Origin of the sequence: Methylorubrum zatmanii (assembly GCF_014845115.1) — a bacterium.
Lineage (GTDB): Bacteria > Pseudomonadota > Alphaproteobacteria > Rhizobiales > Beijerinckiaceae > Methylobacterium > Methylobacterium zatmanii.
Genome location: NZ_NKUI01000034.1, coordinates 1 through 25225, shown reverse-complemented (window position 1 = coordinate 25225; position 25225 = coordinate 1). Strand labels below are relative to the sequence as shown.

Genomic DNA, 25225 nt, shown 5'->3' with positions numbered 1-25225 from the left:
CGTGCCGCAGGGAAAGTAGATCTGGCCGGCATTGGCGGTATGGCCTCCCATGACACCGAGCAGCACCGCTCCGTCGGCGCTGTGCGGCACGATGGCGGCGAAGGCGTTGGCCACCAGCGCATCGGGCACGCCGGCATCGCGGAAGGCGATGAAGCGCGAGTAGCGCGCCTCGAACAGGGCCGTCTCGCAGGCGCCGTCCGCGATGGTGCAGCCGCTGGCGAGGAAGACCGGACCGTCGAACAGGCCCGGCGTCTTCGCCCGGCGCCGCTTCCAGTTGCGCTCGATCGCCTCGGCATTGTCGCGGGCCCAGACCCAGTCGTAATCGACGCGCCGGGCCGAGATCCGGGACAAAGGCGTGAGCGTGAAGCCGGGGACGGCCTCCCCCGCGAACTCAACCGACACGCAGCACGCCCTCGCTCACCACCACGGCGTGACCGCCGATCTCGGCGGAGCGCAGGGCGCCTTCCGCGATGACGACTTGAAGGTCGATGAGGCTCGGGCGACCCATGGCGACGCCCTGGCGGATCGCCACGTCGTGCGTCCCTTCGCCCAGAGGCTCGAACTGCATCAGCACGCCGGCGAAGGCCGCCGCGGCACTGCCCGTGGCCGGATCCTCTGCCACCCCGAGATGGGGCGCGAACATCCGCGCCTGATAGCTTTGTCCGATGCCCTCGGGATCGGCAGCGTAGAGATAGAGCGCGTCGGCCTGGGCCCCCGGAAACAGCCGCTCGAACTGGGCGGTATCGAGCCTTGCCCGGCTCAGCGCCTCAAGCGAGGCAAGCGGCACGAAGGTGAAGGACGGACCGGCGCCGTGGCGGCTCGGCTGGTGACGGTTGAAGCCGATCTCGCTTGTTTTCAGCCCGAGCGCCCGCGCGAGCCGCTCGGTCGAGGCAGTCTCACCGAGATAGACCGGCAGGATCGGCAGCTTGAAGCGGGCGCGCCCGGCCTGACCGTTCTCCTCCGCCTCCACGGCACAGGAGACGATGCCGATCCCCTCCTCCAGCCCGAAGGCGGTCGCATCGGCCAGCGCCGCCACCGGTCGCTCGGCGCGGTCGCGCAGGGCCAGCAGCACGGCGGTGCCAACGGTCGGATGGCCGGCGAAGGGAAGCTCACGAACCGGAGTGAAGATCCGCAAGGCGGCCCGGTGACGCGGCTCGGCCGGCGGCAGCACGAACACGGTCTCCGAGAGGTTGAACTCGCGGGCGATCGCCTGCATCGCCTCCGCGTCGAGGCCCTCGGCATCGAGCACCACCGCCAGCGGATTGCCGGCGAGCGGCGTCCGCGTGAACACGTCGAGGGTGGCGAAGCGGCGTTCCGTCATCGGAGTTCCTTCAGGACGATCAGACGATCTCGACGGGGAAGGCCGCACTCGGAGCGACGAACTCCTCCTGCGCCGCGACGGTGAGAAGCTCCTCGGAGCCGGCCTCCGCCGTCCGCCGCAACAGGCCATGGATGGAGGCCGCCGCCATGCCGAGCGCCAGCGCCGCCGAGCGGGTGCGCAGGTAATGCACGAGATAGAGCGCGGCGACCGCGTCGCCCGCCCCCGAGACCGCCTTCAGGTCGAGCCGGGGTGTGCGCACCCGCCAGAACGACCCGCCCTCGGCCGCCATCATGTCGATGCAATCGGCGGGCGTCTCCGCCGTCACCAGCGAGGTGACGAGCAGAACCCGCGGCCCGAGCGCCTGGACCGAGGCCGCCGCCGCCTTGGCGGCCTCCAGCGTCTCGCTCGGACGGCCGGAGATCAGATCGAGCTCGAACTGGTTGGGGGTGAGGATGTCGGCCGCCGGCACCGCTTGGCTGCGCATGAAATCGGCGATGCCGGGACGGACATAGACGCCGGAATAGGTGTCGCCGATCACCGGATCGCAGCAATACAGCGCCTCGTTGTTGGCCGCCCGCACCGCCGCGACCGCCCGCAGGATCGCCGTGCCGATATCCGCCGAGCCCATATAGCCGGAGAGCACCGCGTTGCATTCCTTGAGGGCGCCGCGCTCGGCCACGCCCTGCACCACTTCCTCGACGGCCGGTCCGTCGAAGACCCGCCCGCGCCACTGCCCGTAACCGGTGTGGTTCGAGAACTGCACCGTGTGCACGGGCCAAACCTCGACGCCGAGCCGCTGCATCGGGAAGACGGCGGAGGAGTTGCCCACATGTCCGTAGGCGACGTGGGACTGGATCGACAGGACCTTCATGGCGTTTCGGCTATCCGTTCTCACACCGTGATAGCGCGGCCGGACGCCACGCGCATCCGATCCGACCGGCCGGGCGTTACGCTTCGGCCAAAACAGGTATGTCCCCGGAGCAGGCATGGATTTCGACGCGGCCCGCCAATCCATCCTTTCCTTCATCGAAACCTATAAGGCCTGGGCCCCCTTCGTGACCGGGGTGATCGCCTTCTGCGAATCGGTCGCCGTGCTGTCCCTGCTGGTGCCGGCCACGGCGATCCTGCTCGGCGTCGGCGCTCTGATCGGGAGCAGCGATCTGCCGTTCTGGCCGCTGGTGATCGGTGCCGGCATCGGCGCGGCGCTGGGCGATTGGGTGTCCTACGAGTTCGGCCACTATTTCAAGGACGGGGTGAAACAACTCTGGCCGATGAGCCGCCATCCGGAGATGACCGCGAAGGCCGAGGACTTCCTGCGTCGCTGGGGGGCCGGTGCCATCTTCATCGGGCGCTTCTTCGGACCGGCACGGGCGGTGGTGCCGCTGGTGGCCGGCAGCTTCGGCGTCAACCGCATCCCGTTCCAGATCGCGAACTGGTCCTCCGCCTTCGTCTGGGCCTTCGTGCTGTTGGCGCCCGGCGCGGGCCTGCTCGCATGGTTCAAGGGCTGAAGCCTCATGCGCCGCTTTCCGCCGGAGCGCATCGTCTGCCTGACGGAGGAGACCGTCGAGACGCTCTACCTCCTCGGCGAGGAGCACCGCATCGTCGGCGTCTCGGGCTACGCGGTGCGCCCGCCTCGGGTGCGCCGGGAGAAGCCGCGGGTCTCGGCCTTCACCAGCGCGGATCTGCCCAAGATCCTGGCACTGAATCCGGATCTCGTCCTCGCCTTCTCCGATCTCCAGGCGGAGATCGTCGCCGACCTCGCGCGGGCGGGGGTGGCCATCCACCTCTTCAACCAGCGCGACGTGGCCGGCTGCCTCGCCATGATCCGCACCCTGGGCGCCCTGGTCGGTGCTGCCGGGCGGGCCGAGGCCCTGGCTTGCTCCTACGAGGAGCGCCTGTCGCGGGCGGCCGCCGAGAGCGCGGGACGAACCCGGCCCCGGGTCTATTTCGAGGAATGGGACGAGCCGATGATCTCCGGCATCGGCTGGGTCTCGGAACTGATCGGCCATGCCGGCGGGCAGGATGTCTTTCCGGCGCTGAGCCGGGCGCAAGCGGCAAGGGACCGGATCGTGACCTCGGAGCAGGTCATCGCAGCCGCACCCGAGGTGATCCTCGCCTCCTGGTGCGGCAAGCGCGTCAACATCGAGCGGATCCGGGCCCGACCGGGCTGGTCGGCGATTCCCGCGGTTGCGTCGGGGCGGATCTACGAGATCAAGTCGCCGCTGATCCTCCAGCCGGGCCCGGCGGCGCTCACCGACGGGCTCGATGCGATCCGCGCCGCGCTCGGCCGCTGATCCGAACCTGTGACACAGGTGGCCGGTGACACCGGCCTCCGCCCGCTGGCAGGATGGCGCGGACTCGATTCGGCCTCATCCGCAAGCCACTGCCCCGGAATGTCCACCGCCCTTTCCCACATCGTTCTGCCACCGGACCGCCGGCAATCGCCGACGGCGCTGAACATCCAGCGCGGCGTGCGGCGGCTCTTCGCCGAGATGGGATGCGTGACACTGCCGGAATTCTCCCTCGCCAATGGGCGCCGCGCCGACGTGATCGCCCTGTGCGGGGTGGGCAAGCTGACCATCGTCGAGATCAAATCGAGCGTGGCCGATTTCCGGGCCGACCGGAAATGGCCGGATTACCGCGACTATTGCGACCGCTTCTTCTTCGCGATTCCCGAGACTGTTCCGGAATCCCTGATTCCCGAGGAATGCGGCCTGATCGTCGCCGATTCCTTCGGCGCGGCGATCCTGCGCGAGCCGCCGGATCATCCGCTAAGCCCGGCCCGCCGCAAGGCGGTGACGCTACGCTTCGCCCATTCCGCCGCCGGCCTGCTGCACAGCCTCGCCGATCCCGGGGCGATTCGCGAAGGCGCGCTCTGACGCCGGTTCGCTCCGAACGGCCGAGAGCACGAACACCCGGATCGCCGAGGACAGGTTGCGCTCGTCGCGCTCCGCATCGATGGCGCCGATCAGCGCCTGCACCGACTGCCCGCGGACCCGCGCGATCTCCTGCAGCGCCGACCAGAATTCCGCTTCCAGAGAAACGCTGGTGCGATGGCCGGCGATCATCACGGAACGCTTGGCGATGCCCTGCCTTTGCTCACCGGTCCGCGGCATGGGCGCCTATGTCATTCCTTGTCGGGATCGCCGAGGCGATGGCCCTCGTGGCGTGCTTGTTCGAGTGCCTTGCGCGTCTCGGCCAGGGTCTTGGCCTTCTTCGGGCGGCCGAACAGGATGCGGTTCTCGGCGGCCTTGGCCTCCTTCGCCGCCTTCTCACGGTCCTTGCGCACCTGGCGCAGATTGATGATCTCGGCCACCGCGTCAGCCCTCCGGTCGACCCGGCGCGGGAGATCCGCGCCGGGGACCGAATCTAGACCTTAATCGGCGCTCGGCGCCAGCATGGTTTCGGGCCGCACCACGCGCTCGAACTCCTCCTCCGTCACATAGCCGAGCCGCAACGCCTCTTCCTTGAGGGTGGTGCCGTTCTTGTGCGCGGTCTTGGCGATCTCAGCGGCCTTGTCGTAGCCGATGGAGGGCGCGAGGGCCGTGACCAGCATCAGCGAACGGCTCATCAGGTCGGCGATGCGGTCGGTGTTCGCCTTGATGCCGACGACACAATTGTCGGTGAAGCTCACCGAGCCGTCCGCCAGCAGCCGCACCGATTGCAGCACGGCGTTGGCGATGACCGGCTTGAACACGTTCAGCTCGAAATGGCCCTGGCTGCCGGCGAAGCTGACCGTGGTGGCGTTGCCGACCACCTGGGCGCAGACCATGGTCAGAGCCTCGCACTGGGTCGGGTTGACCTTGCCCGGCATGATCGAGGAACCGGGCTCGTTCTCCGGCAGCGACAATTCGCCGAGGCCCGAGCGCGGGCCGGAGCCGAGCAGGCGGATGTCGTTGGCGATCTTGAACAGGCCGGAGGCCAGGGCCGCGAGGGCGCCCTGCAGGAAGACCAGGGCGTCGTGGGTCGCCAGCGCCTCGAACTTGTTCTCGGCGGAGGTGAAGGGCAGCCCGGTCAGCTCCGCGACCTTGGCCGCGAATTTCTCCGCGAAGTCGGGATGCGCGTTGAGCCCGGTGCCGACCGCCGTGCCGCCCTGGGCCAGCGCCAGAACGCCGGGAAGCGCCGCCGCGACACGGGCGGCGCCGAGGGCGACCTGGGCGGCGTAGCCGGAGAATTCCTGGCCGAGGGAGACCGGGGTCGCGTCCTGAAGATGGGTGCGGCCGATCTTGACGATGCCGTCGAACTCCTTCGCCTTGGCGTCGAGCGCCGCATGCAGGTGCGAGAGCGCCGGCAGCAGCCGCTCCTGCACCTCGCGGGCGACGGCGATGTGCATGGCCGTGGGGAAGGTGTCGTTCGAGGATTGGCCGCGGTTGCAATGGTCGTTCGGGTGGACCGGCGACTTGCCGCCGCGCTTGCCCCCGAGCCGCTCGTTGGCGAGGCTGGCGATGACCTCGTTGGCGTTCATGTTGGACTGCGTGCCCGAGCCGGTCTGCCAGACCACCAGCGGGAACTCGTCGTCGTACTTGCCGGCGACGACGTCGGCGGCCGACTCGGCGATGGCGTCGGCGATCTTCGGCTCGAGGGCGCCGAGATCCTTGTTCACCAGGGCGGCGGCCTGCTTGACGATGCCGAGCGCGTGGACCAGCGGCGCTGGCTGGCGCTCGGTGCCGATCTTGAAATTCTGGATCGAGCGCTGCGTCTGCGCACCCCAGTAGCGGTGAGCGGGCACCTCGATCGGGCCGAAGGTGTCGGACTCCGTGCGGGTCTCGACGGCAGTGGGTTCTTGCGGCGACATCTTGGCCTCTTCGTTGGCTGAGGTGCGGCCCTACTTAACCAAGCATCGTCGCGAGCGCGATGCCGGCCCTGAACCGGGCGTGACGCATCCCCTGCTCCGTTACCGCCAAGGTTGTTACCTCGCTGATGCAGGATTCGCTTCTCGCCGCCGACGCGCCGTTCCGCCCCAAGGTGCCGCCGCCCCTCACCCGCCCGCTGGGCTTGTTCGCCTTCCTGAAGGCCGTGCGCGAAAACCCGATCGCGACCTGGATGGACGCGCATTTCGAGGAATTCGTCGTCGCCGGTGAGACGGCGATGGGCCGGGTCACCGTGGTGAGCGATCCGGCCCTGGTGCGCTACCTGCTGGTCGAGAACGCCGCCAACTATCGCAAGGACGACCTCCAGAAGCGGGTGCTCGCCCCCGGTCTCGGCAACGGGCTGCTGACGGCGGAGGGCGACGAGTGGCGGCTGCAACGGCGCACCCTGGCGCCGATCTTCTCCGCCCGCCACGTCGCCGGCTTCGTCGCACAGATGGATGCGGCCGGGGCGCGGCTCGGCCGCCGCCTCGCGCGCCGCGACGGGGCCACCGTCGATATCGCCCTGGAAATGACCCGCGCCACCCTCGACGTGCTGGAGCGGACGATCTTCACGCAAGGGCTGCCGGGCGATCCCGATGCCCTCGGCCGGGCGATCACCCGGTTGCTCGAATCGGTCGGGCCGATCGACCCCCTCGACGTGTTCGGCTTTCCGGCTTTCGTGCCCCGGCTCGGACGCCTGCGGGCGCGGCCGGCATTGCGTTTCTTCGCGGAGGTGGTGGACACCCTGCTGGACGGCCGCAAACAGGCGCTCGCCCGCGGCGAGGCGCCGCACGACCTGATGACCCTGCTTCTGGCCGCCCAGGATCCCGAAACCGGGCGCGGTCTCAGCGACATCGAGGTGAAGGCCAACATCGTCACCTTCATCGCCGCCGGCCACGAAACCACGGCCAACGCGCTGACCTGGGCGCTCTACTGCCTGTCACAGGACGGGGCCGCCCGTGCCCGGGTCGAGGCTGAGGCCGATGCCGCCGCAGGTCCCGAAGGCAATCTGCGTCTCGACCGGCTGCCCTTCACCAAGGCGGTGATGGAGGAGACCATGCGGCTCTTCCCGCCGGTGCCCTTCCTCAGCCGGCAGGCCCTGCGCGACGACCGGATCGGCCGCGTGAAGATTCCGCGCAACTCGACCGTGATCGTCGCGCCCTGGGTGATGCAGCGGCATCGCAAGCTGTGGGACGAGCCCGATGCCTTCATCCCCGACCGCTTCTTCGGAAGCCGCCGGGAGAGCATCGAGCGCTACGCCTATCTGCCCTTCGGGGCGGGCCCGCGCGTCTGCATCGGCCAGAGCTTCTCGGTTCAGGAGGCGACCCTGGTGCTCGCCCATGTCGCGCGCGCGGTTCGCTTCACCCTGCCCGACGAGCACCCGCCGGTGACGCCGCTTCACCGCGTGACACTGCGGCCCAAGGACGGGCTGCGCATGGTCGCGCGGCGGCGGATGTGAGCCGCGCTCCTCTCTCGCGAGCGGAAGAGAGGAGCGAGCGTCAGTTCTTCTTGCGGAAGGCGTCGAGGCTCACGACCTCGGCGGTGCCGTCCCGGTCGCCCTTCTCGGCGGCCTCGGGCTTGCTCTCGCCGGCAGCGCCCTCGGACGCATCGTCCTGCTTCGGCTTGCCCACGGCGGGCAGGGCCGGAACGATCTTCGCGCCGCCCTGGATCGTGGCGAGACCGGTGCCCCTCGGCTTGATCTCGGCCGGCTCGGAGGCCGCCCCGCGCGGGCCGGCCTTGACCGGCGCGCTCGGCTGGGACTCCTCCGGCTGCTCGGCTTCCTCGCCCTCGTTGAGGTCGAACTTCAGGCCGAACTGAACCGAAGGATCGAAGAAGCCCGAGAGGGCGTCGAACGGAATCAGCAGCCGCTCCGGCACACCCGAGAACGACAGGCCGACCTCGAAGCTGTGCTCGGTCACGCCCAGATCCCAGAACTGGTGCTGCAGGACGATGGTCATGTCCTGCGGGTACTTCTCGCGCAGGCGCTGAGACATGCGCACGCCGGGCGCCTCGGTGCGGAACGAGATGTAGAAATGGTGCTCGCCCGAAAGCCCGTCGCGGGCGGCATCGGTCAGCACCTTGCGCACGACACCGCGCAGGGCGTCCTGAACCAGGAGATCGTAACGGATCAGATCTTCGGCCATCGGCGCTCGCTTAACCGGTCACGGCCGGTATCAGGCTGCGCCGGGTCGTGGAAATTGAGTGGAGGTTTCTGTTGCCAGGTACCTCCGAACCCCGCCTATGCGGTGCTACCCGCTAGGACTTTAGGTCGGTTTTTGGCACCGCTTACGCGGCGACAGCCACCGGAGCAAAGTTGTCGTTGGCAACTATTGCAAAGGCCCGATAACGGCGGAACCATGCCGAGCGAAAGCTCCCCCTTTACGCCCTCGTCGATCCTATTTCGCCCCCGCCGGAACCCAACACCGCCGACACTCTGCGGCCATCGGTCCTGGGTTCTGGTGGAGGCGCCGGGTACCGCCCCCGGGTCCGATAGGTTTATTGCGAAGAACGTTTATCGCCATAGCCGGCCTTGCGACCGGCAAAGCGAATATAGAGAGGCCGACGGCGGTTTTGAAGAGCGATCCTCGCTCAGACCCGCTCCGCGTTGCGAGCGTGGCCGATTTGTCGTCTATGCCCGCCTCTGGGCCCCTAGGCGCATCGTCGTCCGCCCGTTTCCTGCGCACCCTCTCCTGGTTCGGCCGGGTGCTGCTTCTGATCGTGCTGCCGCTGCTCATCCTGCTCCTGGCGAGCGGGCTCGCCATCCTGATCGTCAGGGTGGGCGGCGACCTCCGCCTCGGCATCGACCCGTTCCTGGTGGATGCCAGACGCCCCCGCCTACCCCTGTCCGAGATCGCCGGCCGCGCCGTCGTCATCGACGCCCTGCGCCAGGGAGTGATGGCGCTCCTCGTCATCGCGGTCGCCGTCCGGGCGAGCGGGAACGGGTGGCGCGAGCGATTGGGCCTCGCCGCTCCTGCCGAGGCGCGGGCGCCGATACGGCGGCTCTGGCTGCTGCTGCCGCTCTGGCCGCTGATCCATCTCACCTGGGTGACGACCACGGCGGCCGCGCTCCAGATGAATTTCGGCCACGGCGTCCGCCTCTCGCCCTTTCTCGGCCCGGCGATGCTGTCTCTCTGGTTCGCCTTCGTCGTGGTGCTCGCACCGGCCGCCGAGGAATTGCTGCTGCGCGGAGAGGTGTTCGCCAGGGCGAGCGCCTTTCTCGGGCCGGCCGGCACCATCGTGGTGACCGCGCTGCTCTTCTGCCTCGCCCATGTCTCCCTGGAACAGGGCACGACGAGTGCCCTCGCCCGGCCGCTGACCCTGCTGCCCCTGGCCCTCACCCTCGGTTGGCTGCGCTGGCGCACCGGGCGGCTCTGGCCCTGCATCCTGCTGCATGGATGGAGCAATTTCTGCCTGATCGCCTACCAGATCGGGCCGAGCCTGTGGCGGTAGCGGCGGGCTGTCCGCGGGAAAGCGGGGACGGCGTGCCGCCCCGGCTCGACATCGGCGCGGGTGGCCGCCAGATCTGGAAGGCTATGCGCGCTTATCACGATCTGCTCGACCGCATCCTCACCGAGGGCCTCCGCAAGGACGACCGCACCGGCACGGGCACGCTCTCGGTCTTCGGCCATCAGATGCGCTTCGATCTGGCGGAGGGCTTTCCGCTGGTGACGACGAAGCAGCTCCATCTGCGCTCGATCATCCACGAGTTGCTGTGGTTCCTCCAGGGCGATACCAACATCGCCTATCTGAAAGAGAACGGCGTCACGATCTGGGACGAGTGGGCGGATGCCGACGGCAATCTCGGCCCGGTCTACGGCAAGCAGTGGCGCTCCTGGGAGAAGCCCAGCGGCGGCACGGTCGATCAGATCGCCTGGGTTCTCGGCGAGATCGCCCGCAACCCGGATTCACGCCGCCTGATCGTCTCGGCCTGGAACCCGGCCGATCTGGACCGGATGGCGCTGGCACCCTGCCATTGCCTGTTCCAGTTCTATGTCGCCGACGGCAAACTCTCCTGCCAGCTCTATCAGCGCTCGGCCGACGTCTTCCTCGGCGTGCCGTTCAACATCGCCAGCTACGCCCTGCTGACGGCGATGATGGCGCAGGTGACCGGCCTCGCGCCGGGCGATTTCGTCCACACCCTGGGCGACGCCCATCTCTACGTGAATCACCTGGAGCAGGCGCGCCTCCAGCTCTCCCGCGAACCGAGGGCCCTGCCCCGCCTGCGGTTGAACCCGGAGGTCCGGTCGCTGTTCGACTTCCGCTTCGAGGACATCGCGATCGAGGGCTACGACCCTCATCCCGCGATCAAGGCACCGGTGGCCGTCTGATGCCAGCTCCCCGCATTTCCCTCATCGCGGCCATCGCCCGCAATGGCGTGATCGGCCGCGACAACGGCCTCGCCTGGCGCCTCTCCAGCGATCTCAAGCGCTTCAAGGCGCTGACCATGGGCAAGCCGATCCTGATGGGCCGGAAAACCTGGGATTCCATTGGCCGCCCCCTGCCCGGCCGGCGCAGCATCGTCCTGACCCGGGACCGCACCCTCACGATTCCCGACGTGGCCGTGGTCCACGATTGGCCGGAGGCGCTCGCCGCCGCCGGGAGCGAAGAGCTGATGGTGGTGGGTGGCGCCGAGATCTACGCCCTCGCCCTGCCCCATGCCGACCGGCTTCACCTCACGGAGGTCGAGGCCGAACCGGAAGGCGACGCCTCCTTCCCGGCTTTCGACCGATCCGCCTTCCGCGAGAGCTTCCGCGAGGCACACCCGGCCGGAGAGCGCGACGAATTCGCCTTCCAATTCGTGGATTTCGAGCGCGTGGGCGGCCGTTGACCGACGGAAAGCGCATTGGCCGCAGGGTCATTCGTGGATTCACCGGATCCGCAGCCGTTGCGGTTGACGCGCTCAGGGCCCACCTGCCAGCCTTGACAGGACTGCACGGGGCCACTCAGGTGCGCGGCGTCCGTGCGGCACCGCAAACGCGTTCTGGCGGCTGGGAAAACCGGCCTGCCCCGTTCCCTGGCGGAGCGGATCGGGTTTAGGGCAAGGGTCTTCCGCATCCGCGGGGGCCGGCTTCAGCAGGAGTTCACGTCGAGAATGCCTTGGAGCAATCAGAGCGGCGGCGGAGGCGGTCCCTGGGGCCGTCCCGGCGGCGGCAATGGCGGCGGCCCCTGGGGTGGCGGGGGTGGCGGCAAGACGCCCCCCGATCTCGAGGATCTGCTCCGGCGTGGTCAGGACCGGCTCCGCGGCGTGATGCCGGGCGGCGGCTTCGGCGGCGGCAAGGGAATCCTTGTCGCGGCGGGCCTCGTCCTCGGCGTCTGGCTGCTGACGGGCTTCTACATCGTGAAGCCCAACGAGGTCGGCATCAACACGATCTTCGGCCGCTATACCGGCCAGTCCGGCGAGGGCCTGCGCTACAACTTCCCCTACCCGGTCGGCTCCGTGAGGACGCCCAATGTCGGCGTCTTCAACTCGATCCCGATCGGCTACGTCACCGCCGGCAACACCACGCGCCAGCGGGACGTGCCGGAAGAGAGCCTGATGCTCACCGGTGACGAGAACATCGTCGACCTCGATTTCGAGGTGCAGTGGCGCGTCAACCCGCTGAAGGCCGAGGATTACGTCTTCAATCTCGCCAACCCAGACGGCACCATCAAGGCCATCGCCGAGAGCGCCATGCGCGAGGTGATCGGCCGGCGCAACATCCAGGCGATCCTGACCAACGAGCAGTCGAGCATCGCCCAGGAGGTCAAGGAGATCGTCCAGAACGCCCTCGACGAGTACGGCGCGGGCGTGCGGATCGAGGTGGTGCAGCTCACCAGCGTCAACCCGCCCCCGGAAGTGCGGCCCGCCTTCATCGACGTGAACGCGGCCCAGCAATATGCCCAGCAGGTGCGCAACGAGGCCGAGACCTATGCGAGCCGCGTCGTGCCCGAAGCGCGCGGCAATGCCAGCAAGGCCCTGCAGGGCGCCGAAGCCTACGTCGCTCAGGCCACCGCCGATGCCACCGGTCAGGCGGCGCGCTTCAAGCAGGTCTATCAATCCTACAAGGTCGCGCCCGAAATCAGCCGCGAGCGCATCTTCCTCGAAACCATGGAGAAGGTTCTCGGCTCCGTGCACAAGGTGATCATCGACCAGAGCGGCGGCGTCTCCGGCGCCAACGTCGCCGGTGTATTGCCCGTTCTGCCGCTCACCGAGAGCAGCCGGACCCAGACCAGCGGAGCGCAGAGCCGATGAACAATCCCGCCCTCCGCACCGGCCTGCTCATCGCCGCCGCCGCGGTCGCGATCGGGCTCTACGCTTCGGCCTTCACCGTCGGGCAGATGCAGCAGGCTCTGGTGCTGCAGCTCGGCCGTGTCCGCGACGTGCTGAACCCGACCGGCCAGAACAAGCCGGGCCTCTACTTCAAGGTTCCGTTCGTCGACAGCGTCGTGCTGTTCGACAAGCGGGTGCTCGATCTCGACCTGCCGGTGCAGACCCTGCTCACCGCCGACCGGCAGAACCTGGAAGTGGACGCCTTCGCCCGCTACCGCATCGTCGATCCGCTGAAGTTCTACCAGTCGGTCGGCACCATCGCCCTGGCCAACCAGCGTCTGGCGAGCTTCACCAACTCGGCCCTGCGCAACGTGCTCGCCCGGTCCAGCCGCGACGCCATCGTGCGCACGGATCGAGCCGACCTGATGAACCAGATTCAGGAAGACGTGAACCGTCAGGCCAAGGGGCTCGGGGTCGAGATCGTCGACCTCCGGATGACCCGCGTCGATCTTCCGGCGAAGAACAGTCAGGCGGTCTATGACCGCATGACCTCGGAGCGGAAGAAGGAGGCGACCGACATCCGCGCCAACGGCGATCAGGCCGCCACTCTGATCCGCGCCAAGGCCGACCGCGACGTCACGGTGATCCTGGCGGAAGCCAACCAGAAGGCGGAGGAGATGCGCGGTCAGGGCGATGCCGACCGCAACCGCATCCTCGCCGAGGCCTTCGGAGCGGATGCCGGTTTCTTCGCCTTCTACCGCTCGATGCAGGCCTACGAGCAGGCCCTGAAGGGGCAGGATACCCGCCTCGTGGTCAGCCCGAATTCGGACTTCTTCCGCTATTTCGGGGATCCCCAGGGCCGCAAGCCGGACAGCGCCCGCAGCGGCAGCCCCGAGCCGGCGGCCGCAGGCGCCGGGGCGACCACCGGCGCGGTGCGCTGACACCCCGCCCGCGACACCATCGACCGACGCGGCCGGCGCCCTTGATCGAGGGGGCCGGCCGCCGAATCTATAGGCCTGCCTGACAACAGGTGCTTTCGGAGCTTGAGGAACCGTCCATGAGAGTCGCCGCGAACGCCGTCCGGGGCCGACAGACGTCGTTTGCCCGGCGCGCCTCATCGGCCCTGGCTGCCGCGGTGTTGGGCATCACCGTCACGGTCGCCGCCCTGCCCCTGCCGGCCTCGGCCCGCGGCCCGGAATCACTGGCCGACCTCGCCGAGAAGGTGACGGATGCGGTGGTGAACATCTCCGCCTCGACCACGGTCGAGGCCAACCGGAGCGGTGGCCGCAGCCTGCCGCAACTGCCTCAGGGCACGCCGTTCGAGGATCTGTTCGAGGAATTCTTCAAGCGCCGCGGCCAAGGCACTCCGCGCGGCGACGACGACAGCTCGCGCGGCCCGACCCGCAAGTCGAACTCCCTGGGGTCCGGCTTCATCATCGACGCCACGGGCCTCGTGGTGACGAACAATCACGTCATCGGCGACGCCAACGACATCCAGGTGATCCTGCACGACGGCACGAAGCTGAAGGCCGAGATCATCGGCAAGGATCCGAAGATCGACCTCGCCCTGCTGCGGGTGAAGCCGACCGCCGAGCGGCCGCTCAAGGCCGTCCCCTTCGGCGATTCCGACAAGATGCGCCCGGGCGACTGGGTGATGGCGATCGGCAACCCGTTCGGCCTCGGCGGCTCGGTCTCCGCCGGCATCGTCTCGGCGCGGGGCCGCAACATCGAGTCCGGCCCCTACGACAACTACATCCAGACCGACGCGGCCATCAACAAGGGCAATTCCGGCGGCCCGCTGTTCAACATGGACGGTGAGGTGATCGGCATCAACACCGCCATCCTCTCTCCGTCGGGCGGTTCGGTCGGCATCGGCTTCGCGGTGCCCTCGGGCACGGCGAGCCCGGTCATCGATCAGCTCCGCCAATACGGCGAGGTGCGCCGCGGCTGGCTCGGCGTGCGGATCCAGAATGTCGATGACGCCACCGCCGAGGCTCTCGGCCTCAAGGGCGGCGCCAAGGGCGCGCTGATCGCGGGCGTGGACGAGAAGGGTCCGGCCAAGACCGCCGGCCTCGAAGTCGGCGACGTGATCGTGAAGTTCAACGGCGTGCCGGTGAAGTCCTCCAGCGAGTTGCCGCGCATCGTGGCCGCCACGCCGGTCGGCAAGACCGTGGACGTGCAGGTGGTGCGCAAGGGCGAGGAGCAGACCAAGTCGGTCCTGCTCGGCCGCCTGGAGGACGGTGAGAAGACCCAGGTCGCCAACGCCAAGCAGCCCGAGGCGGAATCGGTCAACCGCCAGATCCTCGGCCTCAACCTGTCCGGACTGAATGACGAGGCCCGCCGCCGCTACGGCATCAAGGAGAGCGTGAAGAGCGGCGTGGTCGTCACCAAGGTCGATCCGAACTCGACCGCCGCCGACAAGCGCATCCAGCCCGGCGAGGTCATCGTCGAGGTCGGGCAGGAATCCGTGTCGAACCCCGCCGACGTGACCAAGCGCGTCGAGGCGCTCAAGAAGGAGGGCCGCAAGTCGGTGCTGCTTCTCGTCGCGAGCGCCAGTGGCGACGTGCGCTTCGTCGCCATTGGGCTGGAATGAGCCAGTCCCCTCCCCCAGAGGGAGGGGCTGACCGCCCGGCGATCGGAATCTAGGCGGCGAATTCCGCCGCCGAGAAGCCTTGCAGATAAAGCAACGCGGTCAGGTCGCCGTGCTCGATGCGCACGCGGGCAGCCTCCGCCACCTTGGGCTTGGCGCGGAAGGCGACGCCGAGGCCGGCCTCGGCCAACATCGGCAGGTCGTTGGCCCCGTCGCCCACCGCGAGCGTCTCCGCCGGATCGAGCGAGAACCGCTCGCGCAGGGAAAGCAGGCTCGCGCGCTTGGCCTCGGCCCCGATGATGGGCTCGACAATGGCTCCCGTCAGGTGGCCATCCGCCACGTCGAGGCGGTTGGCAAAAGCCTCATCGAAGCCGAGCTGGGCGCCGACCGGCCCGGTGAACAGGGTGAAGCCGCCGGAGACCAGACAGGTATAGGCTCCGTGCGCCCGCATGGTCGCCACCAGGGTCCGTCCGCCGGGGGTCAGACGGATGACGTCGCGGATCAGCCCGTCGATCACCCCGACCGGCAGCCCCTTCAGCAGGGCGACCCGCTCCCGCAAGGCCGGCTCGAACGCGATCTCGCCGCGCATGGCGCGCTCCGTGATCGTCGCGACCTGATGTTTGAGACCGACGATGGCGGCGAGTTCATCGATGCATTCCTGCTCGATCATGGTCGAGTCCATGTCGGCCAGGAACAGCCGCTTGCGGCGATGCCGGTCCTCGGCCAGCACGGCGACATCGATCGGCTCACCGGCCAAAGCGGTGCGCAACCGCTCGGTGAGGGCGGAGGCCTCTTCGGCCACGCCCGGCACCAGCAATTCGGCGGCAACCTCGCCGTGCAGGATCCGCGGCTGGTGCTCCGTTCGTGTCACCCGTCGCGCCTCGGCGAGCACCGCATCGGTGATGGCGGGCCGGGCCGGGTTTGCTATCAGCGTCGCGACGAGGGTCATGGAGAGAGAAGCCGTGCGGGGTCCGGACGGGTTGGAGGCGGAGCGCCCGGCCGCAATCCTCATCGCAGGGCCCACCGCCTCCGGCAAGTCGGCGCTGGGTCTGAGGATCGCCCGCGCCTTCGGCGGCACGGTGATCAACACCGATTCGATGCAGGTCTATGCCGATCTGCGGGTGCTCTCGGCCCGACCCAGCGCCGAGGAGGAAGCACTTGCGCCCCACCGCCTGTATGGCAGCATCGACGGGGCGGTGAACTTTTCCGTCGGGCATTTCCAGCGGCACGTCGCGGCGCTGCTCTCGGAGCTTCCGTCTGAAAGCCTGCCGGTCTTCGTCGGCGGCACCGGGCTGTATTTCCGCAGCCTCGACGAGGGCATCTCGGACCTTCCCGAGGTGCCGGAGCCGGTTCGTCAACAAATCCGGGCGGACGCGGATGGACAGCCGACCGAGGCCCTGCACGCGCTCCTCGCCCAGCGCGATCCCGAGAGCGCGGGACGCCTGCGTCCCTCGGACCGGATGCGGGTGATGCGGGCCCTCGAGATCGTCGCGGCGACCGGCCGCTCCATCGTCTCGTTTCAGGAGGCGCGCCTGCCGGGTCCGCTTGCCGGAAAGCCGCTCCTGAAACTCTTTCTCGCCGCCGAGCGTGAGACTTTGCGCCAACGCATCGACGCGCGCTTCCTCGCCATGATGGAGGCCGGTGCCCTCGACGAGGTCGCCGCGCTACGGGACAGACGGCTCGACCCGATGCTGCCGGTAATGCGCGCGCACGGCGTACCCGGACTGATCGCCCATCTCGACGGGGCGATGACCCGCGAGGAGGCGATCCAGCGCGGCCAGGGCGATACCCGACGCTACGCCAAAAGGCAGTTCACGTGGTTCCGCCACCAGATGGGGGACGATTGGCTCTGGACCACGCCGGAGGCGGCGTGGTCCCTGGCGGAGCGGCGGCTCAGCGCTCCAGCCGGGCGATGAGGGACGAGGTGTCCCAGCGCTTGCCGCCCATGGCCTCGACCTCGGCATAGAACTGATCGACCAGAGCCGTCACCGGCAGGCGGGCGCCGTTGCGGCGCGATTCGGCGAGAAGAATGCCGAGATCTTTCCGCATCCACTCGACGGCGAAGCCGAAATCGAATTTTTCCGCATTCATGGTGCGGCCGCGATTCTCCATCTGCCAGGAGCCGGCCGCGCCCTTGGAGATCACGTCGAGCACAGCCTCCACGTCGAGGCCGGCGCGCTTGGCGAAATGGATCGCCTCGGACAAGCCCTGCACCACGCCGGCGATGGCGATCTGGTTGACCATCTTGGTCAGCTGGCCCGAGCCGGAGGGCCCGAGCAGGCGGCAGGACTTGGCATAGGCCATGACGACGGGCTCGACCCGCATGTAGGTCGCCTCCTCGCCGCCGCACATCACCGTGAGCACGCCGTTCTCGGCACCGGCTTGGCCGCCGGACACCGGCGCGTCGATGAAGCGGAGCCCCGCCGCATCGGCCGCAGCGGCCAATTCGCGGGCGACCTCGGCCGAGGCGGTGGTGTGATCGACGAAGACGCTTCCCTTCTCCATCCCGGCGAAGGCGCCCTCCTCACCGAGCACGACGGAGCGAAGGTCGTCGTCGTTGCCGACGCAGGCGAACACGATCTCGCGCCCCGCCGCCGCCTCGCGGGGCGTGGACGCGGCCCGGCCACCATGGGCAGCCACCCAGGCATCGGCCTTGGCGCGGGTACGGTTGTAGACGGTGACGTCGTGGCCCTTCTTCGCGAGGTGCCCCGCCATCGGCGAGCCCATCACGCCAAGGCCCAGGAACGCGACATTGGCCATGGGTCTCATCTCTCCGGTTCGGATTAAAACGGCCGTGGTCTAGCCCGACGGCGGCTGTATGCAAAATGCTCCTGGCAGGGATTCGGTCTGCCGTTGCCGCTGCAAGACCGCTCGGCTAGGGTCCACCCGCCGATGCGAGACCGTGCCCGAAATCCCTATCACGGCCTTGCCGACCACGCCTTCTGGGATCGGTCCGTCGGCTCGCTGCCCCTCTTCGCCCTCGATCCGATGGCCGGCGCCCCGGTGCCGCCTCAGGCGAAGCTGACCCGGCAGACCCGAATCGCCACGGCGGGCAGCTGCTTCGCCCAGCACATCGCCGACCGGCTGCAGGCGAGCGGCTACCGTTACCTCGTGACCGAGGATGCCCCCGACGGCGTGGATACCGAGGAGGCGCGCGCCCGCGGCTATCGCCTGTTCTCGGCCCGCTACGGCAATGTCTACACCGCCCGCCAGCTGCGTCAGCTGATCGAGCGCGCCTACGGTCGCTTCGTTCCCGCCGACAGCGCCTGGGAGCGGCCGGACGGACGCTTCGCCGATCCGTTCCGTCCGCGCATCGAGCCGGCGGGCTTCGCCAGCCCCGAAGCGGTCGAGGCGGAACGGCAGGCCCATTTCGCCTGCATCCGCCGGCTGTTCGAGACCCTCGACGTTTTCGTCTTCACCCTCGGCCTGACCGAGGGCTGGCAGGCGGCGGAGGACGGGGCGGCCTTTCCCCTGAGCCCCGGCGTGGCCGCCGGCAGGTTCGACCCGGACCGATACGTCTTCGTCAATCAGCCGGTCGAGGAGGTGATCGCGGATCTCTCCGCCTTCGCCGACGCCCTGACCGCCGTGAATCCGTGCGCCCGGCTGATCCTCACCGTCTCCCCGGTGCCCCTGGTGGCGACCTACGAGGCGCGGCACGTCCTGCAATCGACGGTGCTCAGCAAGGCAGTGCTGCGGGTCGCCGCCCAGCGCCTCGCCGATACCCGCGCGGATACGCTGTACTTTCCCTCCTACGAGATCATCACCTCCCCCGAGGGCGCCTTCCGCTATCTCGAGAGCGATCTCAGGTCCGTCAGCAAGGACGGTGTCGATCATGTCATGCGGGTCTTCTTCCGCCACCTTACCGAAGGCGGGGAGCAGGACGCCCTCCCCGCTTCCAGCCGGAGCCTGCACGCGGCGCGTAGCGAATATGCCCAACAGGCGGCGGTGGTCTGCGACGAGGAATTGCTGGCGGCGGGAGGCACGCGCCCGTGGCTAGGCGGATCGTCGTCGTCGGCAACAACTGCCAGGTCGCGGTCCTGGGGGGCTGCCTTCAGTTCCTTGCGCCGGATGCTGACATCGCGGCGGTAGAGCCGGCGACCTTCTCGCAATTCGATGCGAGCCCAGGGCGCCTGCTCGATGCCGTCGCATCGGCCGATCTGAGCGTCTGCTTCCCCTTCGAGAAGGGCGCCCTCGGCGATCTCACTCCCGCCCGGATCCGGGAGGCAGCGCGGGTCTACGTGCCCGTGCCGACGATCGTCTTCCCGGCCTTCCACCCGGATATCGTCTATATCAGCCACAAGGGCGGCCAGTTCGGCTCACCGATGGGCGATTACCACTCGGCGCTCATCGTCTACGGCTTTGCCCGCGGCTTCTCGGTGGACGAGATCGTCTCGCTGTTCCGCGCCGAGGTCTTCGCCCGTCTCGGCTATCTCGACGGCTGGTTCGGGAACCGAGATTCGCTTCTGGAGATGAGCCGGGCCCATGGCTGCACTCTCGACCGGCTGTTCGCCGGCTGGATGCGGCGCGGCTGCTTCATGCACACGATCAACCACCCGAAGCTGTTCGTGATGGACGACCTCGCCCGCGACGCGCTCTCCCGAGCCGGCCTGCCGGCACGCAATGCCCGTTGCGAGGATTACCTGCCCGACCCGCTGAGCGGGAGCATCTGGCCGGTCTATCCCGAGATCGCGACCCGGCTCGGCCTCACCGGCAGCACCACCTTCAAGCCGCCCCTCGGAGGCCTGAATTTCCTGGTGGATGCCGGCCGCTGCATCGAGTTGCGGGCCATGGTGGAGGGATCGCTCGCGATCTACACGCATACGCCGGCCATCGCCCGGCATTGCGAGCGAGTGTCGCACTGGCTCGACACGGCGGAGATTCGTGAGGCGTTGCGGCCGGTGAGAGGCTGAAAATCGATCTCACCGATCAGCATCCGGTCCTGGCAAAAGCAACGATCCTCGTGCTGAGGTGCTGCGTCAGCGGCCTCGAAGCGCGCCGCGTCGTTCCCTCTGGGAGCTGGAAGCGCTTCGCTTACGCTCGCGAGGACGGCAAAACCGATGCGGTCGACCGGGATGGCCGTCAGCCGCCGGTCACGCTCATGTGGCGCGGCACCGCGGCCGGGCGGGCCCGTTCGATGACGAAATCGTGGCCCTTCGGCTTGCGCGAGATCGCCTCCACCACGGCCTGCGTCACCAGCGCATCGTCCGGCGAGGCGCGCAGGGCCGCGCGCAGATCCGCCGCATCCTCCTGGCCGAGGCACATATAAAGCTTGCCGGTGCAGGTCAGACGGACGCGGTTGCAGCTCTCGCAGAAATTATGGGTCAGCGGCGTGATGAAGCCGAGCCGGCCGCCCGTCTCCTCGATGCGGACATAGCGGGCGGGGCCGCCGGTGCGGTCGGGCAGGGGCGTGAGCGTGAACCGGCTTTCGAGGCGCTCGCGGGCGACCGAAAGCGGCAGGAACTGATCGGTGCGGTCGCCCTCGATCTCGCCGAGCGGCATCACCTCGATCAGCGTCATATCCATGCCGAGCCCGTGGGCCCAGGCGATCATCTCGGCGATCTCGTCCTCGTTGACGCCCTTCAGCGCCACGGCGTTGATCTTGACCTTGATCCCGGCCTCCCGCGCCGCCTCGATCCCACGCAGCACGGTGGCGAGATCGCCGCGCCGGGTGATCGCCCGGAATTTGTCCGGGTCGAGCGTGTCGAGCGAGACGTTGATGCGCCGCACGCCGAGATCGGCCAGTTCGGGCGCGAAGCGGGCGAGTTGGGAGCCGTTGGTCGTCAGGGTCAGTTCATCGAGCACGCCGCTCTTGAGGTGGCGCGAGAGCCGGCGGAAAAGATGCATGATATCGCGACGCACCAGCGGCTCGCCGCCGGTGATGCGCAGCTTCCGCACGCCGCGATCGATGAACACGCCGCAGAGTCGGTCGAGTTCTTCGAGCGTCAGCAGGTCGCGCTTGGGCAGGAACTGCATGTCCTCGGCCATGCAATAGGCACAGCGGAAGTCGCAGCGATCCGTGACCGAGATGCGCAGATAGGTGATCGCCCGCTGAAACGGATCGATCAGAGGCGCCGGCCGGGTCGGTGCGATGACGTCGTCCGCTGGGCCCCACATGCGCGTCTCTGAACTCGAAGCGTTGCGATGATTGAGGGTTTTGTCGGCTGACAGATCCAGCATCGCCATCCATATGAGGGTGGTGGCATTTTCCGGCAAGCGCCTTGGCGCAACGCCGGCATGAGACCTGGGAACGGATGAGCATGAGTGAGCGCTGGCCCACCGAAATCCGCCTGTCCGGCGACAAGCGCATTCTGACGGTCGCGTTCGACGGCGGCGGCCGCTTCGAGCTACCGGCAGAATATCTCCGGATATCGAGTCCTTCCGCCGAGGTCCAGGGCCATTCGCCGGCCGAACGCAAGGTGATCGGCGGCAAGCGTGACGTGGCGATCCTCTCGGTGGAGCCGGTCGGCAACTACGCCGTGAAGCTGTTCTTCGACGACATGCACGATACCGGAATCTATGGCTGGGACTACCTGTTCGATCTGGGTCGCGAGTACCGCAACCGCTGGTCGACCTATCTGCGGGAGTTGGAGGAGCGTGGCCTGACCCGCGACCGCGTTGCGAGCGCACCGGCCAAGGCTGCTCACAGCCACGGTGCCGGAGGCTGTGGAAGCGGAAGCTGCGGCTGCCATTGAGGTGAGCCGCAGCCGCTCGGCGCAGGGGCCATCGCGGCAGATGCGCCGCGGCTATCTGTCCTTAGCTCGGCTGCTCTTCCACCTCGTCGAGGTCTTCGTCGGGAATCGCGTCCTGTTTCCGTTCACCATTTCCCGGCGGGGGCGACGAGGGCGGCGGCGCTCCTTCCGGCTTCGGATCGGGAGCGGATTGCGGCTGATCGCTCTGAGACAACATCGATCTCCTTGATGGCTGGGACGACGAGACGATTCTACGGAGCGCCCGACGTGCTCCATTCCTGCTTCACCTCGTCCGCGCTCCTGTTCAGGCGAACCTGATCGCCCTCGACGGCGATCACGAAATCGAGCGGGATGTAATGGTGCAGGCCGCCGGATTCGGCGCCGCTCTTCGTCAGCTTGATCTCACCTTTGCCGACATGATCGACGGTGCCGACATGGCCGCCGTCCGAACCGACGACTGTGGCGTGCTCGCGGATCTGGCTGACATCGACCATCGTCGTCCTCCCTGCTGAGCCGAGCCAACCGGCCGCGTCGATGGAGGTTCCGCGAGGGCGGCCCTGGAGCCAAAGGTCGGCTCCATCAGGTCACCTGCGACAGTTCCGATCATGAACCATCCGCCCGCGCTGCGGTTGCCGACCGAGATCAGCGGGAGACATCCATGGCAGCCACAGACTTCCAGCACCGTGTCGGACAGGACGTGAACAGCGTTGATCAGCTCAGCAGCGTCGTGCTGATGGGCTTGGCCGTGGTCGGCGGCATGGCCGCCATCGTCCTCGACCTTCTCCTGATCGGCTGAGGCGCCGTCCCGCTGGCAGGACCGGAGACAAACGAAAAGGGGCCGGCATCGCTGCCGGCCCCTTTTCATGTTTCCTCGAAGAAACGATCAGCGCTGGACGATGACCCGCGCGCCGACCTTCACCCGACCGTAGAGATCCGCCACATCCTCGTTGGTCATGCGGATGCAGCCCGAGGACACGGCGGTGCCGATGGTCTCCGGCTCGTTCGAGCCGTGAATGCGGTAGATCGTGTTGCCGAGATACATGGCGCGGGCGCCGAGCGGATTCTCGATGCCGCCCTTCATGTAGCGCGGCAGATCGGGACGACGGCGCAGCATCTCGGCCGGCGGGCGCCAATCCGGCCATTCGCGCTTCATGGTGATGGTCTGGGTACCGCCCCAGGTGAAGCCGGGCCGGCCGACGCCGACGCCGTAGCGCAGGGCCTCGCCGTTGGGCAGAACGAGATAAAGCCGGCGCTCGGCGGTCGAAACCACGATGGTGCCCGGAGCGTGAGGACCCGAATAGGGCACGATCTCACGGCCGATGGCCGATGCCTGCGGCACCGCCGCCGCCGGATCCTGCTGCAGCGGATCGGCCGGCAGCGCCGCGTTGGCGGTGGGCGCCACATTCTGCGGCCGGACGCGCACGGTCAGAACATCGGTCAGCGGCTGGCGGGTGAGCGGGTCAATCTCATAGGCAGAGGCAGGGCTTGCGAGCGCGACCGTCGCGCAGGCAAACCCACCCAGGGCGATGACGAAACGGCGCATCAGGGCCTCTCGAGGCGGGCAAAGATCAGGGAACGCGGTGGAATAACCGCCGCACGGTGCCGTGCGGACCCTCGCCAACGCGTAAACGCTCCGGGGCTAAAGCCAAGCTTGATTTGTGTTGCAATGCCGCTTCGGCCCCACTCGTGACCGCGTGGCAACACCATGGCAGCTTGGCCTTATTAACCAAGAGCCGAGCCGCAGGGAATGCCCCATCGAGACCTGGGCGGCCGGCGAATATTCAGGTCTCGAATGCGGGGGCTCGGCAACTGATACGGCAGCGACACCTCAGGCCGCGTCGAGCCCGAGATCGATGATCGCCGAGCTGTGGGTGATCCAGCCGACGGAGATGAGATCGACGCCCGAGGCGGCGACGGCGCCGACGGTGTCGCGGTTGATGCGTCCCGACGCTTCCGTCAGCGCCCGCCCGTCGACCATGCGCACCGCCTCCCGCAGGGTCTCAGGACTCATGTTGTCGAGGAGAACGGCATCGGCGCCGACCGAGAGTGCCTCTTCGAGCTGGGCCAGGGTATCGACCTCGACCTCGATCTTCACGAGATGTCCCGTCCGCGCGCGCGCCCGCTCGATGGCCGGGACGATGCCGCCCGCAACCGCGACGTGGTTGTCCTTGATCAGCACGGCATCGTCGAGGCCGAAGCGATGGTTCGAGCCGCCGCCGGCCCGGACCGCATGCTTCTCAAGCGCCCGGAGTCCGGGGGTCGTCTTGCGGGTGCAGACGATCCGCGCCTTGCCGTGAGGCCGCGCGGCCTCGACCAGGGACGCCGTCGCCGTGGCGACGCCGCTCAGGCGGCAGAGCAGGTTGAGGGCGACCCGCTCCGCCGTCAGCACGGCGCGGGCCGGGCCGGAGAGGCGGATCACCGTATCGCCCGGCGCAACGCGGGCGCCGTCACCGCGCTCGATCGCGACCGACAGGCTCGGATCGACCAGCGCGAAGGCGATCACGGCCGCATCCGTGCCGGCGATCACGCCGTCTTGCCGCGAGGCGATGATCGCCTCCATGCGCTCGCCCGCCGGGACGATGGCATCGGTGGTGATATCCCCGGCGCGGCCGAGATCTTCGAGCAGGGCGGCCCGGACCACCGGCTCGACGAGGAGGCGCGGCAGCGGCAGCAGGGCATCGTCAGGCATCGGTGAGTTCCTGAACCGCGCGGGGCGCGTCGCTCGAGGCGAGCGTGGTGACGGCGTGGCGGGGAGCGAGCTGCCCCGGATAATCGCTGCGCCAATGGGCGCCGCGGCTCTCGCGCCGGTCGAGGGCGGATCGGGCAATTATCAGACCGGTCTGCGCCGCGTCGCTGCCGCGCTCCGCCAGATCCGTGAGGCGCGAGACGGCCTGCATCAGGCCGGCCTCGTCGCGGACGACGCCGACATGGCGCTCCATCAGGCCGCGCACCTCGGCCAGCGTCTGCGGATCCTCGGCACGGATCTCCGGCAGCGTCGGCGGTCGGTCCGCCTCCGAGGAGGCCGGGGCGTCGCCGATGGACTCGGCGATCCGCGGGGCGAAAGCCAGCGCTTCGAGGAGCGAGTTGCTGGCGAGCCGGTTCGCCCCGTGCAGGCCGGTGGAAGCGACCTCGCCGCAGGCCCAGAGGCCCGGAACGGTGCTGCGTCCGGCGGCGTCCACGAGGATCCCGCCCATGTGATAATGCGCCGCCGGACGCACCGGGATCGGCTGGAGGGCGGGATCGATGCCGGCCTCGGCACAGAGTGCCGCCACGGTCGGAAAGCGCGTCGGCATGCGGGCACCGAGGCTGCCGCGGGCGTCGAGGAACACGGTGCGGCCGCGGGCGAGCGCCTGGAAGATGCCGCGCGCCACCACGTCCCGGGGAGCGAGATCGCCGCCCGCGACACCGGCCATGATCCGCTCGCCGTTCTCGTCGATCAGCACAGCGCCCTCCCCCCGCAGCGCCTCCGTCGCGAGCGGCATCGGATCGCGGCCGGCGGCGATGGCGGTCGGGTGGAACTGCACG

General features: G+C 68.7%; 28 protein-coding genes, 1 other RNA gene and 1 pseudogene. 15 read left to right on the top strand and 15 right to left on the bottom strand.

Features of this window, described 5'->3' with window-relative positions; all coding sequences use genetic code 11:
• The 3 genes and pseudogenes from MZTS_RS04625 to pdxY form a co-directional block, all read right to left on the bottom strand.
• A pseudogene (locus tag MZTS_RS04625) lies at positions 1-402 on the bottom strand (NUDIX hydrolase); the annotation flags it as partial.
• Positions 392-1321: a PhzF family phenazine biosynthesis protein gene (locus MZTS_RS04620; protein WP_192282131.1), complete on the bottom strand. Its 930-nt coding sequence runs from the start codon at positions 1319-1321 to the stop codon at positions 392-394. The gene MZTS_RS04620 and the pseudogene MZTS_RS04625, both read right to left, overlap by 11 nt.
• A gap of 19 nt (positions 1322-1340) precedes the next feature.
• Complete coding sequence (gene pdxY, locus MZTS_RS04615; protein WP_192282128.1) at positions 1341-2192, bottom strand: pyridoxal kinase PdxY; 852 nt, start codon at positions 2190-2192, stop codon at positions 1341-1343.
• Positions 2193-2307: 115 nt separating this feature from the next.
• On the opposite strand from pdxY, the gene MZTS_RS04610 reads away from it, so the two are divergent.
• From MZTS_RS04610 to MZTS_RS04600, 3 genes are all read left to right on the top strand, one after another.
• The gene (locus tag MZTS_RS04610; protein ID WP_192282125.1) at positions 2308-2829 is read left to right on the top strand and encodes a DedA family protein; all 522 of its coding nucleotides are present in this window, start codon (positions 2308-2310) and stop codon (positions 2827-2829) included.
• Positions 2830-2835: 6 nt separating this feature from the next.
• Entirely contained in the window at positions 2836-3615 is a 780-nt protein-coding gene (locus tag MZTS_RS04605) for a cobalamin-binding protein (RefSeq protein ID WP_192282122.1), read from the top strand.
• A gap of 99 nt (positions 3616-3714) precedes the next feature.
• The gene (locus tag MZTS_RS04600) at positions 3715-4200 is read left to right on the top strand and encodes an MmcB family DNA repair protein (protein ID WP_192282119.1); all 486 of its coding nucleotides are present in this window, start codon (positions 3715-3717) and stop codon (positions 4198-4200) included.
• On the opposite strand, the gene MZTS_RS04595 is transcribed toward MZTS_RS04600, so the two are convergent.
• Genes MZTS_RS04595 through fumC form a run of 3 tightly spaced genes read right to left on the bottom strand, consistent with a single transcriptional unit; the run spans position 4123 to position 6116 of the window.
• Entirely contained in the window at positions 4123-4392 is a 270-nt protein-coding gene (locus MZTS_RS04595; protein ID WP_343068698.1) for a ribbon-helix-helix domain-containing protein, read from the bottom strand. The genes MZTS_RS04600 and MZTS_RS04595 overlap by 78 nt on opposite strands.
• Positions 4393-4448: 56 nt before the next feature.
• On the bottom strand, positions 4449-4637 hold the full coding sequence (locus MZTS_RS04590; protein WP_009864602.1) for a DUF4169 family protein: 189 nt from the start codon (positions 4635-4637) through the stop codon (positions 4449-4451).
• A gap of 60 nt (positions 4638-4697) precedes the next feature.
• The gene (gene fumC, locus MZTS_RS04585; protein ID WP_192282116.1) at positions 4698-6116 is read right to left on the bottom strand and encodes a class II fumarate hydratase; all 1419 of its coding nucleotides are present in this window, start codon (positions 6114-6116) and stop codon (positions 4698-4700) included.
• A 125-nt stretch (positions 6117-6241) separates the two neighbouring features.
• Here fumC and MZTS_RS04580 point away from each other — a divergent pair, with 125 nt between their 5' ends.
• Positions 6242-7630: a cytochrome P450 gene (locus tag MZTS_RS04580; RefSeq protein ID WP_192282113.1), complete on the top strand. Its 1389-nt coding sequence runs from the start codon at positions 6242-6244 to the stop codon at positions 7628-7630.
• Between the two features lie 40 nt (positions 7631-7670).
• On the opposite strand, the gene MZTS_RS04575 is transcribed toward MZTS_RS04580, so the two are convergent.
• Entirely contained in the window at positions 7671-8315 is a 645-nt protein-coding gene (locus tag MZTS_RS04575) for an SspB family protein (protein ID WP_192282109.1), read from the bottom strand.
• Positions 8316-8372: 57 nt separating this feature from the next.
• Positions 8373-8751, bottom strand: a transfer-messenger RNA (tmRNA) gene (gene ssrA, locus MZTS_RS04570).
• Positions 8752-8802: 51 nt separating this feature from the next.
• Between ssrA and MZTS_RS04565 the strand changes: the two genes are divergently transcribed.
• The 6 genes from MZTS_RS04565 to MZTS_RS04540 all read left to right on the top strand — a co-directional run bounded on the left by MZTS_RS04565 (position 8803) and on the right by MZTS_RS04540 (position 15014).
• Positions 8803-9621 (top strand): CPBP family intramembrane glutamic endopeptidase, encoded by an 819-nt coding sequence (locus MZTS_RS04565; RefSeq protein WP_009865859.1) that lies wholly within the window; start codon positions 8803-8805, stop codon positions 9619-9621.
• Between the two features lie 83 nt (positions 9622-9704).
• Positions 9705-10499: a thymidylate synthase gene (locus MZTS_RS04560; protein WP_192282134.1), complete on the top strand. Its 795-nt coding sequence runs from the start codon at positions 9705-9707 to the stop codon at positions 10497-10499.
• Entirely contained in the window at positions 10499-10999 is a 501-nt protein-coding gene (locus tag MZTS_RS04555) for a dihydrofolate reductase (RefSeq protein WP_009865521.1), read from the top strand. Before MZTS_RS04560 ends, MZTS_RS04555 begins: the two co-directional genes overlap by 1 nt.
• A gap of 264 nt (positions 11000-11263) precedes the next feature.
• The gene (gene hflK, locus MZTS_RS04550) at positions 11264-12403 is read left to right on the top strand and encodes an FtsH protease activity modulator HflK (protein WP_192282106.1); all 1140 of its coding nucleotides are present in this window, start codon (positions 11264-11266) and stop codon (positions 12401-12403) included.
• Entirely contained in the window at positions 12400-13362 is a 963-nt protein-coding gene (hflC, locus tag MZTS_RS04545; RefSeq protein WP_192282103.1) for a protease modulator HflC, read from the top strand. The genes hflK and hflC overlap by 4 nt, the downstream gene beginning before the upstream one ends.
• A 116-nt stretch (positions 13363-13478) precedes the next feature.
• A complete protein-coding gene (locus MZTS_RS04540; protein WP_192282100.1) occupies positions 13479-15014 on the top strand; it encodes a DegQ family serine endoprotease in 1536 nt (511 codons plus the stop codon).
• Between the two features lie 49 nt (positions 15015-15063).
• Here the strand turns inward: MZTS_RS04540 and serB are convergent, their stop codons facing one another.
• Positions 15064-15960 (bottom strand): phosphoserine phosphatase SerB, encoded by an 897-nt coding sequence (gene serB, locus MZTS_RS04535; protein ID WP_192282097.1) that lies wholly within the window; start codon positions 15958-15960, stop codon positions 15064-15066.
• A gap of 13 nt (positions 15961-15973) precedes the next feature.
• Between serB and miaA the strand changes: the two genes are divergently transcribed.
• Positions 15974-16927 (top strand): tRNA (adenosine(37)-N6)-dimethylallyltransferase MiaA, encoded by a 954-nt coding sequence (gene miaA, locus MZTS_RS04530; RefSeq protein ID WP_192282094.1) that lies wholly within the window; start codon positions 15974-15976, stop codon positions 16925-16927.
• Here the strand turns inward: miaA and MZTS_RS04525 are convergent.
• Complete coding sequence (locus tag MZTS_RS04525) at positions 16905-17771, bottom strand: NAD(P)-dependent oxidoreductase (RefSeq protein ID WP_009863520.1); 867 nt, start codon at positions 17769-17771, stop codon at positions 16905-16907. The two genes, miaA and MZTS_RS04525, sit on opposite strands and share 23 nt — an antisense overlap.
• Positions 17772-17903: 132 nt before the next feature.
• Between MZTS_RS04525 and MZTS_RS04520 the strand changes: the two genes are divergently transcribed.
• Positions 17904-19100, top strand: a complete 1197-nt coding sequence (locus MZTS_RS04520; protein ID WP_192282091.1) for a GSCFA domain-containing protein — start codon at positions 17904-17906, stop codon at positions 19098-19100.
• Positions 19001-19921 (top strand): WcbI family polysaccharide biosynthesis putative acetyltransferase, encoded by a 921-nt coding sequence (locus MZTS_RS04515; RefSeq protein WP_192282088.1) that lies wholly within the window; start codon positions 19001-19003, stop codon positions 19919-19921. Before MZTS_RS04520 ends, MZTS_RS04515 begins: the two co-directional genes overlap by 100 nt.
• A gap of 169 nt (positions 19922-20090) precedes the next feature.
• On the opposite strand, the gene moaA is transcribed toward MZTS_RS04515, so the two are convergent.
• Positions 20091-21125 carry a GTP 3',8-cyclase MoaA gene (gene moaA, locus MZTS_RS04510; RefSeq protein WP_192282085.1) on the bottom strand — a complete coding sequence of 345 codons (1035 nt, stop codon included), beginning with the start codon at positions 21123-21125 and terminating at the stop codon, positions 20091-20093.
• 143 nt (positions 21126-21268) lie between these two features.
• On the opposite strand from moaA, the gene MZTS_RS04505 reads away from it, so the two are divergent.
• Positions 21269-21703 carry a gamma-butyrobetaine hydroxylase family protein gene (locus tag MZTS_RS04505; RefSeq protein ID WP_192282082.1) on the top strand — a complete coding sequence of 145 codons (435 nt, stop codon included), beginning with the start codon at positions 21269-21271 and terminating at the stop codon, positions 21701-21703.
• 248 nt (positions 21704-21951) lie between these two features.
• Here the strand turns inward: MZTS_RS04505 and MZTS_RS04500 are convergent, their stop codons facing one another.
• A complete protein-coding gene (locus tag MZTS_RS04500) occupies positions 21952-22194 on the bottom strand; it encodes a DUF2171 domain-containing protein (protein WP_192282079.1) in 243 nt (80 codons plus the stop codon).
• Positions 22195-22358: 164 nt separating this feature from the next.
• Here MZTS_RS04500 and MZTS_RS04495 point away from each other — a divergent pair, with 164 nt between their 5' ends.
• Complete coding sequence (locus tag MZTS_RS04495; RefSeq protein ID WP_192282077.1) at positions 22359-22496, top strand: hypothetical protein; 138 nt, start codon at positions 22359-22361, stop codon at positions 22494-22496.
• An 87-nt stretch (positions 22497-22583) separates the two neighbouring features.
• Here the strand turns inward: MZTS_RS04495 and MZTS_RS04490 are convergent, their stop codons facing one another.
• From MZTS_RS04490 to MZTS_RS04480, 3 genes are all read right to left on the bottom strand, one after another.
• Positions 22584-23243, bottom strand: coding sequence for a L,D-transpeptidase (locus tag MZTS_RS04490; RefSeq protein WP_192282074.1), 660 nt, complete (start codon positions 23241-23243; stop codon positions 22584-22586).
• Between the two features lie 285 nt (positions 23244-23528).
• Positions 23529-24389: a carboxylating nicotinate-nucleotide diphosphorylase gene (nadC, locus tag MZTS_RS04485; RefSeq protein ID WP_009864131.1), complete on the bottom strand. Its 861-nt coding sequence runs from the start codon at positions 24387-24389 to the stop codon at positions 23529-23531.
• Positions 24382-25225, bottom strand: an 844-nt coding sequence (locus MZTS_RS04480) for an FAD-binding protein (RefSeq protein ID WP_192282072.1), incomplete at its 5' end; no start/stop codon positions are given. The genes nadC and MZTS_RS04480, both read right to left, overlap by 8 nt.

Coding starts and splice junctions, on each gene's coding strand:
- MZTS_RS04620 (WP_192282131.1), bottom strand. CDS start 1,321: ATGACGGAACGCCGCTTCGCCACCCTCGACGTGTTCACGCGGACGCCG.
- pdxY (WP_192282128.1), bottom strand. CDS start 2,192: ATGAAGGTCCTGTCGATCCAGTCCCACGTCGCCTACGGACATGTGGGC.
- MZTS_RS04610 (WP_192282125.1), top strand. CDS start 2,308: ATGGATTTCGACGCGGCCCGCCAATCCATCCTTTCCTTCATCGAAACC.
- MZTS_RS04605 (WP_192282122.1), top strand. CDS start 2,836: ATGCGCCGCTTTCCGCCGGAGCGCATCGTCTGCCTGACGGAGGAGACC.
- MZTS_RS04600 (WP_192282119.1), top strand. CDS start 3,715: ATGTCCACCGCCCTTTCCCACATCGTTCTGCCACCGGACCGCCGGCAA.
- fumC (WP_192282116.1), bottom strand. CDS start 6,116: ATGTCGCCGCAAGAACCCACTGCCGTCGAGACCCGCACGGAGTCCGAC.
- MZTS_RS04580 (WP_192282113.1), top strand. CDS start 6,242: ATGCAGGATTCGCTTCTCGCCGCCGACGCGCCGTTCCGCCCCAAGGTG.
- MZTS_RS04575 (WP_192282109.1), bottom strand. CDS start 8,315: ATGGCCGAAGATCTGATCCGTTACGATCTCCTGGTTCAGGACGCCCTG.
- MZTS_RS04565 (WP_009865859.1), top strand. CDS start 8,803: ATGCCCGCCTCTGGGCCCCTAGGCGCATCGTCGTCCGCCCGTTTCCTG.
- MZTS_RS04560 (WP_192282134.1), top strand. CDS start 9,705: ATGCGCGCTTATCACGATCTGCTCGACCGCATCCTCACCGAGGGCCTC.
- MZTS_RS04555 (WP_009865521.1), top strand. CDS start 10,499: ATGCCAGCTCCCCGCATTTCCCTCATCGCGGCCATCGCCCGCAATGGC.
- hflK (WP_192282106.1), top strand. CDS start 11,264: ATGCCTTGGAGCAATCAGAGCGGCGGCGGAGGCGGTCCCTGGGGCCGT.
- hflC (WP_192282103.1), top strand. CDS start 12,400: ATGAACAATCCCGCCCTCCGCACCGGCCTGCTCATCGCCGCCGCCGCG.
- MZTS_RS04540 (WP_192282100.1), top strand. CDS start 13,479: ATGAGAGTCGCCGCGAACGCCGTCCGGGGCCGACAGACGTCGTTTGCC.
- serB (WP_192282097.1), bottom strand. CDS start 15,960: ATGACCCTCGTCGCGACGCTGATAGCAAACCCGGCCCGGCCCGCCATC.
- MZTS_RS04525 (WP_009863520.1), bottom strand. CDS start 17,771: ATGGCCAATGTCGCGTTCCTGGGCCTTGGCGTGATGGGCTCGCCGATG.
- MZTS_RS04520 (WP_192282091.1), top strand. CDS start 17,904: ATGCGAGACCGTGCCCGAAATCCCTATCACGGCCTTGCCGACCACGCC.
- moaA (WP_192282085.1), bottom strand. CDS start 21,125: ATGTGGGGCCCAGCGGACGACGTCATCGCACCGACCCGGCCGGCGCCT.
- MZTS_RS04505 (WP_192282082.1), top strand. CDS start 21,269: ATGAGTGAGCGCTGGCCCACCGAAATCCGCCTGTCCGGCGACAAGCGC.
- MZTS_RS04500 (WP_192282079.1), bottom strand. CDS start 22,194: ATGGTCGATGTCAGCCAGATCCGCGAGCACGCCACAGTCGTCGGTTCG.
- MZTS_RS04495 (WP_192282077.1), top strand. CDS start 22,359: ATGGCAGCCACAGACTTCCAGCACCGTGTCGGACAGGACGTGAACAGC.
- MZTS_RS04490 (WP_192282074.1), bottom strand. CDS start 23,243: ATGCGCCGTTTCGTCATCGCCCTGGGTGGGTTTGCCTGCGCGACGGTC.
- nadC (WP_009864131.1), bottom strand. CDS start 24,389: ATGCCTGACGATGCCCTGCTGCCGCTGCCGCGCCTCCTCGTCGAGCCG.